6 protein-coding genes and 1 pseudogene are annotated in these 6,327 nt (G+C 40.8%); 3 read left to right on the forward strand and 4 right to left on the reverse strand.

The genetic code is table 11. The features are described 5' to 3' along the window. From Q7P97_RS08540 to Q7P97_RS08555, 4 genes and pseudogenes are all read right to left on the reverse strand, one after another. Positions 1-128 (reverse strand): annotated as a pseudogene (locus Q7P97_RS08540) (PH domain-containing protein); the annotation flags it as partial. Positions 129-323: 195 nt separating this feature from the next. Next, positions 324-2,231, reverse strand: coding sequence for a PTS fructose transporter subunit IIABC (locus Q7P97_RS08545; protein ID WP_303968789.1), 1,908 nt, complete (start codon positions 2,229-2,231; stop codon positions 324-326). A 16-nt stretch (positions 2,232-2,247) separates the two neighbouring features. Continuing rightward, positions 2,248-3,162 (reverse strand): 1-phosphofructokinase, encoded by a 915-nt coding sequence (gene pfkB, locus Q7P97_RS08550; protein WP_303968790.1) that lies wholly within the window; start codon positions 3,160-3,162, stop codon positions 2,248-2,250. Next, complete coding sequence (locus tag Q7P97_RS08555; RefSeq protein WP_303968791.1) at positions 3,159-3,911, reverse strand: DeoR/GlpR family DNA-binding transcription regulator; 753 nt, start codon at positions 3,909-3,911, stop codon at positions 3,159-3,161. The genes pfkB and Q7P97_RS08555 overlap by 4 nt, the downstream gene beginning before the upstream one ends. A gap of 117 nt (positions 3,912-4,028) precedes the next feature. Here Q7P97_RS08555 and Q7P97_RS08560 point away from each other — a divergent pair, with 117 nt between their 5' ends. From Q7P97_RS08560 to Q7P97_RS08570, 3 genes are all read left to right on the forward strand, one after another. Continuing rightward, positions 4,029-4,295: an HPr family phosphocarrier protein gene (locus Q7P97_RS08560; protein WP_099624731.1), complete on the forward strand. Its 267-nt coding sequence runs from the start codon at positions 4,029-4,031 to the stop codon at positions 4,293-4,295. Continuing rightward, complete coding sequence (ptsP, locus tag Q7P97_RS08565) at positions 4,295-6,010, forward strand: phosphoenolpyruvate--protein phosphotransferase (RefSeq protein WP_303968792.1); 1,716 nt, start codon at positions 4,295-4,297, stop codon at positions 6,008-6,010. The genes Q7P97_RS08560 and ptsP overlap by 1 nt, the downstream gene beginning before the upstream one ends. A gap of 151 nt (positions 6,011-6,161) precedes the next feature. Beyond that, positions 6,162-6,327: SEC-C metal-binding domain-containing protein (locus Q7P97_RS08570; RefSeq protein WP_303968793.1), on the forward strand; the 166-nt coding region annotated here is incomplete at its 3' end.

A 6,327-nucleotide genomic window follows, 5' to 3' on the forward strand; every position in this document is an offset into this window, starting at 1 on the left:
TTTTGGATTTGTGGTGTCTCGGAACTTGATATCCAGATTTTCAATTCCGCATCCATATCGAACGTACCTGCAGTTTCCACACTGAACTGAGAGATACTTTTAAAAGGTGCCGAATGGTATTCCACTTCGGTATAGTTTTGTCTAAAACGTCACCATACACTGCCGTATGATATAGCAATAGTTTTCTATCTCATACGGCAGTACTCATTCAGAATAGTTTACCATGTTGCAGGAGAATAGGATAGAAATAGTAAAAAGCTGGCCATGCAGTGTCAAATTGATCACTTCGCATGGCCAGCTCTTATTAATTATATAACTCAAAATTAAACAGGCTTCTTCCGTAACATTCCTGCAAGCAGTCCTGTAATGATAGAACCCACGACAATTGCTAAAGCGTAGAGCAGAATCTTGCTGATTCCACCTTCAACTAGACCCATGACGAAGATTCCACCATGTGGTGCACGCAAGGCGATATCAAAAGCCATCGTCAGTGCACCTGCCGTTGCTGCCCCCACTACGGAAGCGGGAATTACCCGCAATGGGTCAGCTGCTGCAAACGGAATGACACCTTCTGTGATGAAGCAAGCACCCAGCACATATGCTGTTTTACCAGCCTCACGCTCAGTTTTTGTATAACGATTTTTAAATAATGTAGTCGCTATAGCCATCCCAAGCGGTGGTACCATACCGCCAGCCATTACAGCCGCAATAAATTGGAAGTTCTGTGCGTCAAGCATCGCAATACCGAATGTGTACGCTGCTTTATTAATAGGCCCACCCATATCCACAGCCATCATACCACCAATGACTAAGCCAACCAAAATTTGATTTGTCCCACCCATTCCTTCAAGGAAAGTAGAGAATCCTGTGTATAGTTTAGCCAACTGCGGATTGATGACCAACATGATTAATCCTGTCGCTGCAATACTGAAAACTGGATAAAACAGTACCGGCTTTAACCCTTCCAATGAATTAGGCAAACGGGCAAACAGTTTTTTGACGAGTAAAGTAATGTATCCTGCTAGGAATCCCGCAATCAAACCGCCTAAGAATCCAGAACCGCCATCTGCTCCATCTACACCCGAAACTGTGATAGCAATCAAACCGCCAATCATACCAGGAGCAAAACCAGGTCGATCCGCTATACTTGAAGCAATGAAACCAGCCAATACAGGAACCATTAGGAAGAACGCTTTGCCACCGCCTATAGTGTTAAGCATGGCTGCAAAAGCATTATATTCGGGACTGTCAGGATTGGATGATTCAATTCCCCAAAAGAAAGAGAGCGCTATCAATATCCCCCCACCGACAACGAATGGTAGCATGTTGGATACGCCATTCATCAAATGCTTATAAAAACCGCTTTTCTTTTCGCCAGATGATGTATCTTCCTGACCTTTTTCAGGTTGATAAATCGGTGCATCTTTTTGAATCGCTCTGTCCAGTAACGCGTCGGTTTCATAGATCGCATCCCCGACTTTCGTCTGAATAACATGTTTACCAGCAAATCGTGCCATTTCGACTTTCGTATCTGCCGCGACAATAATGGTGTCTGCTTCCGCAATTTCTGCATCGGTTAATCTATTCTTCACACCTGATGAACCGTTTGTTTCGACTTTCAAAGAAAGACCACGTTCTTTTGCTCTCTCATTCAGTTTTTCAGCAGCCATATACGTATGCGCAATTCCTGTGGGACACGCAGTGACCGCTAGCAGGCGTACAGTTGACTTCTCTTCTTGAGCTGTTTGTACTTCTTCCACGGATTCCTCATCTAATTCCGATTCCTTCTCATTAACAGCTTGCAATACGTCCGCCGCTGTTTGTGCAGACAAGATTTTGTCGCGGAATGACGTATCCATCAAGAATGTAGCCAATCTAGACAGTGCATCCAAATGATCGTTGTTAGCCCCTTCACTCGCAGCAATCATGAAAAACAAATGTGCAGGTTGACCATCAAGCGATTCAAAATCTATTCCTTCAATAGATCGACCAAATGCGATAGCAGGTGTTTGCACTGCAGCTGACTTCGCATGCGGGATCGCAATTCCTTCACCAATCCCCGTTGTACTCTGACTCTCACGTTGTAGTATATCATTTGTAAATTGTTCTTTATCATGCAGTTTATCCGCATCATGTAGTTGCTGGATTAGTTCTGATAGTACCGCTTCTTTGGAGCTGGACTGCAACTGCAGATTAATTGTCTTTTCCGTCAAGAGTTGTGTAATTTTCATAAAATAGCACCTCTTCCTATTGTTTGCTAATAATCACTTGACTTACTAACGATTCAACATCTTCTTTTTTACATAAATCAGATTGAAAAGCAGTGGCACTTCCGCTTGCTACGCCATATCTGAATGCTTTTTCCGCACAACCATCCTGAGAATAAGACGCAATAAAACCGGATACTAGTGAGTCTCCCGCGCCTACTGAATTAACTAGCTTTCCTTTTGGTACAGTGGCAATCAAGGTTTCTTCGGAAGATACATAGAGAGCACCTTCCCCACCCATCGACACGACTACATGTTGAATTCCGTTACCTATTAATTCTTTGGCGTAAACAATCGCTTCTTCTTTACTGTGTATAGTCTTACCAACCAATTCTTCAAGTTCTTGTACATTAGGTTTGATGAAGAACGGTTTGATTATTTCCATAATCTGTTTCAAAGCTGGCCCTGACGTATCTACTACCAGCTTCACTTTATTTTGTTCACAATGTGTCGCAAGTTCTGTTAAAAAAGATGAAGGTAACGAGGTTGGTATCCTTCCGGCAATGATCAACCAATCTTCTTCTGTTAATAGTCCAATTCGCTCGATAAGGCTTTGAATATTCTGTTCATTCAAATCAGGCCCTGGTCCATTTAATTCTGTTTCTTCGGTAGATTTGATCTTCACATTAATTCGAGTGTTTTCTGGTGTCCGAATAAAATCCGTTTTTACTCCTTCATCTCGTAAAAAGCTTTCAATATAATCTCCTGTGAAACCGCCAATGAAGCCGCCTGCTATAGTATCTACACCTAGTCTTTTGACTACCCTCGATACGTTTATACCTTTTCCTCCAGGGTAATAATACACATCATTTGAACGATTCAGTTCTCCAAGCTCAAAAGTGGGTATATAAGTGGTATAGTCCACTGATGGCATGAATGTACATGTATAAATCATTTCTGTACCACCTTTACTAACGTTTTTTCTTCTAATTCATTCAAGATTTCGTCTGGTAATTTATCTATTAGTAATACCGCTTGATCGATAGATAAAAATTTAATAAAACTACTTTTCCTCAATTTGGAATGATCTGCCAAAATGTACGTGGTTCTTGATAGCTCAGCAGCCAAATTTTTCACTGATGCTTCATCAGGATCAGGAGTCGTATAGCCATGAACTGAATCCACTCCATTCGTACCGAGAAAGCATTTATTGAAATGATATTGTTTCAATGATGTCGTTGCCTGTTGCCCTACAAGTGCACCTGTTGTCGCTTTGACATAACCTCCAATTAAATAAGAGGAGATACCATGCTCAGTTAACGATTCCACATGTGTCAGTCCATTTGTTACAACCGTTATATTACGGTCTCTTAGAAAAGGGATCATTTGATACGTAGTTGTACCTGCGTCTAGATAGATAAAATCTCCGTCTTTTACTAGGTCCGCAGCCAATGAAGCAATTTGAACTTTTTCTGCTAAATACTTTTCTGACTTCGCTGAGATGCTAAGTTCCTGCATATCCCGATCTGGCATCGTAGCTCCACCATGAATACGCTGAAGTTTATTAAGTGTTTCAAGTTCAGTCAAATCTCTTCGAATGGTAGATTCCGATGCGCTGGTTGCTTCTACTAATTCTGAGATCTTTACTGTTTTATGAGTAGCTAATTTATTTAAAATCAATTCAAACCGTTCATTTGTCAGCATATGCAACCCACCTTCTCTATCAATAACACCATATTACTTGAATTTTTCAATAAAATCCATCATAATCATTCATAAGCAGTCAAAAACATTCAAAACAATTCATAGGAGGTTTTCGTAATGATAAAAAAACAATTCGTATTCAGCAATGGTGAAGGTCTTCACGCTCGTCCAGCTGCCCAATTGGTCGCTGCTGCTACCCCTTTTAAATCAGAGCTTTCACTTGAGTATAAAGAAAAAAAGGTAAATCTAAAATCTATTCTTGGTGTGATGTCACTTGGCGTCGCTGGAGGATCTACAATTACATTAATTGCGGATGGTGAAGATGAAATAGACGCGATGAATAAGCTGGAGGAATTATTACGATCTGAAGGCGCAGAAGACTAATGGAAAAGATCCTTCAGGGCATCGCAGCCTCCAATGGTATTTCTATCGCCAAAGCCTTTCGTCTAGAAAATGCGGAGTTGACTGTACTGAAGGAATCCATTTCAGACGTGTCAGCAGAGATAGATCGTCTACAAAACGCTCTATCTCATTCCCGATCAGAATTGACGACGATTCAGAAACAGACACAAGAAAAGTTCGGTGAGCAGGAGGCAGCTATTTTCAGTGCACATGTACTTGTTCTCGACGATCCAGAATTACGAGCGGCTATTACAGATACAATTCAGACGCAACACGTAAACGCTGAATATGCAGTACAAGAGGCAGCAAACTTATACGTTTCAATTTTCGAAGCGATGGATGATCCATATATGAGAGAACGCGCTGCTGATATTCGAGATGTGACGAAACGAATCATTTCCCATTTGCTTGGTGTCAGTATTCAGACGCCAGAAGCTATTTCTGAAGAAGTGGTCATCATCGCGGAAGATCTAACACCTTCCGATACGGTTCAATTGAATCCTGCTTTAATTAAAGGTTTTGTGACAGATATTGGAGGACCTACTTCCCATTCTGCTATTTTAGCAAGAACACTAGAAATCCCTGCTGTTGTCGGAAGCAAAACGGCAATGGCTACAATTCAAAATGACGATATGATTATCGTGGACGGTGAATCTGGCAAAATCATTATCAATCCTGATGCTGACACATTAATATCCTATCAACAAAAACAACTGGCATATGCTGCACAAAAGGCAGAATGGCAATTACTTGCGAACGAGCCTGCCATTACGCTTGATGGTCATCGTGTTGAATTGGCGGGAAATATCGGCACACCTGATGATGTAGAAAGTGTTTTGAAAAATGGTGGAGAAGCGATCGGATTATTCCGCACAGAGTTTTTATACATGGGGAAAAAACAATTTCCTACTGAAGAAGAACAGTTTGAAGCCTATAAAAGCGTGCTAGAGCAAATGAACGGAAGCGCTACCATTGTTCGTACTCTGGACATTGGTGGAGACAAAGAATTACCGTATTTACAACTTCCAGATGAAGCCAACCCATTCTTAGGATTACGAGCAATCCGTCTATGTCTTGATCATGAAGAGATGTTTAGAACACAGTTACGCGCTTTATTGCGTGCCAGTATATATGGCAACTTGCGGATCATGTTTCCGATGATCGCAACGATTAATGAATTCAGGCAAGCAAAAGAAATATTTTTAGACGTAAAGCAACAACTTATTAGTGAAAGAATCGAAGTAAGTGAGACGATTCAACTCGGAATTATGGTTGAAACACCGGCTGTAGCTATATTGGCTGATGTATTTGCCAAGGAAGTAGATTTCTTCTCCATTGGTTCAAATGATTTAATTCAGTATACGATGGCTGCTGATCGGATGAATGAACACGTTTCTTACCTCTACCAGCCGTATAATCCATCTATTTTACGCTTTATCAAAATGATTATTGATGCGGCTCACAAAGAAGGTAAAATGGTAGGAATGTGTGGAGAAATGGCACGTGATGAAACGGCAATTCCTATACTGCTTGGAATGGGATTAGATGAGTTTTCCATGAGTGCATCTTCCATACTTCGTACACGTTCACAAATCCAGAAATTATCTAAGGCCACTTTAGAAAATCAAATAGATCATATTCTTTCCCTATCTACTGCAGAGGAAGTATTGCAATTCGTCCACAGTTTGGAAACTTGATATAATTTAATTGGTCATTCTTTGAATCTAGCCGATTCAAAGAATGACCTTTCGTATTCAAAGCTTCTATTTACTATACATATATCATGCGAACTCGCCTTCCATTTGGTACACTTAGAGATGTAGTAATTTTAAAAAGGGAAGTGTTTTAATGGTTGGACGTAATGACTCATGTCCATGTGGCAGTGGAAAGAAATATAAAAAGTGCTGTGAACGAAATGAGGCTGTGACAGTTGAAGATTTACTGACAGATGAAATGGAGAATATACTACAGACGTTTTATGATATTCATCCAGAGCGACCTGATGTACCGGCGT

The organism is Sporosarcina ureae, assembly GCF_029267015.1.
Taxonomy (GTDB): domain Bacteria; phylum Bacillota; class Bacilli; order Bacillales_A; family Planococcaceae; genus Sporosarcina; species Sporosarcina ureae_D.